This is a genomic window from Microbacterium sp. HMWF026 (genome assembly GCF_003061325.1).
Lineage (GTDB): Bacteria > Actinomycetota > Actinomycetes > Actinomycetales > Microbacteriaceae > Microbacterium > Microbacterium testaceum_E.
Map to the genome: position 1 here is coordinate 1 of NZ_QAJB01000307.1, position 2,187 is coordinate 2,187.

General features: G+C 72.7%; 1 protein-coding gene and 1 pseudogene. Both read left to right on the forward strand.

Annotation, left to right across the window (positions count from 1 at the left end; all coding sequences use genetic code 11):
- Positions 1-123: 123 nt before the first annotated feature.
- Positions 124-858: an exonuclease domain-containing protein gene (locus DBR36_RS11955; protein ID WP_108319672.1), complete on the forward strand. Its 735-nt coding sequence runs from the start codon at positions 124-126 to the stop codon at positions 856-858.
- A gap of 423 nt (positions 859-1,281) precedes the next feature.
- Positions 1,282-2,187, forward strand: a pseudogene (locus DBR36_RS17785) (hypothetical protein); the annotation flags it as partial.

Sequence of the window (2,187 nt, forward strand, 5' to 3'; positions counted from 1 at the left end):
CGACGGCCCGAACGATCCCTCCCGACCGCGCGACCGTCTCGCTCGCGGCCGCCCCGCGGCATCCCGCCCCTCTGTCCTGCGCGCCTCGACGGCGATGTCGGAGCTGCGCTCTACCGTGGGCGCATGACCACGTGGCAGGCCGAGCCGCTCCCCCTCTTCCAGACGCCCGAGTGGGCGCGCCTCGTCGGCGTGTTCGATCTCGAGACGACCGGGGTCGACGTCGAGAACGATCGCATCGTCTCGGCGCACGTGGGGGTGCTCGACGTCGACGGTCACGTCGTCGACGCGCGCGACTGGCTCGCCGATCCCGGGATTGCGATCCCGGCGGGGGCGGCGGCGATCCACGGCATCACCACCGAGCATGCGCGCGCCGAGGGGGCGCCCGCGCCGCGCGTCGTCGCCGAGGTGGTCGAGGCACTGACGGCGTTGTTCGCCGCCGGCATCCCGGTCGTCGCCTACAACGCCCCGTTCGATTTCTCGATGCTCAAGAACGAGGCCGTCAGGCACGGCGTCACGCCGATCCATGCGCCGTCGCCGGTCATCGACCCGCTCGTCGTCGACAAGACGTTCGATCGCTACCGTCGCGGCAAGCGCACGCTCTCGGTCGTCGCCGAGCACTACGCCGTTCCCCTCGAGTCCGCGCACGAGGCCTGCGCCGACGCGGTCGCGGCGGGTCGCCTGGCTCTCGCGCTGGCCGAACGGTTCGGGCCCTGGATGCCGCCCACCCTCGACGAACTGCACACGCGTCAGATCGCGTGGGCGCGGGCGCAGGCGGCGAGCCTGACCGAGTACTTCGTCAAGATCGGACGGCTGGATGCCACGGCCCCTCCCGTCGACGGAGCCTGGCCGATCCGCTGACCGGCGTCGGGCGGCGGGGCTCGAGGGAGAACCCCGCACGCCCGGGTCTGCGATCCGTCGCTTCGGCGCTCGCCTCGGCGGTTCGATCCTCACGTCAGCTTGTGGGTGCGGCGGCCGAACGCCCCCTCGGCCGAGTCGATCCGGCCCTCGCCCCTCTTCGAGGCAGCGGTGCTCACCCGGACCTTCTCCAGCCGCCGATCCGGCCCGCGAACGCCCTCTCAGCACCAGGCTGATTCACCCCCGATCCCGCTCTGTCCCGTCCATCCGGCTCGGACGTCGACGTCTCCTCGGTGTGAAACTCGCCGCCCGAACGCCCTTCGTCATCGGGCCGATCCGGCCCCGACTGATTCCGCTCCACCCCTTCGTTCCGGCCCCTGACCGACCCGCGGGTCCGATGTCGGAGGTCCGCGATACCGTTCCCGCATGACCTCCCCCGCACGCTCCGCGACCCGGCCCTCGCCGGTGTTCCGAGAGTGCGACGGCGCGCCGTGGCCCAGCGACGACGAACTCGAGATGGATGCCGCGTGGGCCGCCCTCCGTCACAGCGCCGCCGTGGAGTGGTACGACGGCGCCGAGGCCGAGGCCGTCGTCCCCTCCCGCGTGCCGGACCCCCCGGCATCCGACGCGCGGATGGACGACGAGCGGGTCGAGGACGAGTGGCTCGATGCCGAGTGGCTCGATGCCGAGTGTCTCGGCGCGCGACGATCCGCGCACGACCAGACGGTCTCCGACCTCGACGCACGACTCGGCCACCTCGAGATCGTCGCCGCGGAGCGGCAGCGGGCGACGGCCGAGGAGTACCGCTTGATCGCGGCGATCCTCGCGCGCGCCGCGGCCGATCCGGCGCCGTGGGTCGGTCCCGATCCGACGAAAGACCCCGACTGGATCGACCCTCGCGGCCGCCGCACGGCCGCCGTGCGTCGTGACCGCGTCGACATCGCCGAGCGCGCCGCTGTGGCCGAGATCGCCGTGCGTCTGCGCCTGTCCGAGCAGACGGTTCGTCTGCGCGCGGCTCGAGCCGAGATGCTGCAGGGCCGCTGCCCGCAGATGTGGCGCGCCTTCGCGGATGGGCGCGTGTCCGAGCGGCACGCGATCGAGACCGCCCGCCTCGCGGGTTCTCTTCCGGGCGTTGGGGAGATCGTTGATCCCGACGAGGTCGACCCGCCTCTTGACCTTGCGAACGCGGTCGAGACGTCGACGACCGCGACCAGCGACGACTCGGCGCCCTCCGGGTCGGCGACTGCCGACGCCGGGCTAATCGAACTCGTTGACGCCGACGCCCCATCGTGCGGACTCGTCGACGCGGGGCACTCGGAGTCCGCTCTGGCC

Coding starts and splice junctions, on each gene's coding strand:
- DBR36_RS11955 (WP_108319672.1), top strand. CDS start 124: ATGACCACGTGGCAGGCCGAGCCGCTCCCCCTCTTCCAGACGCCCGAG.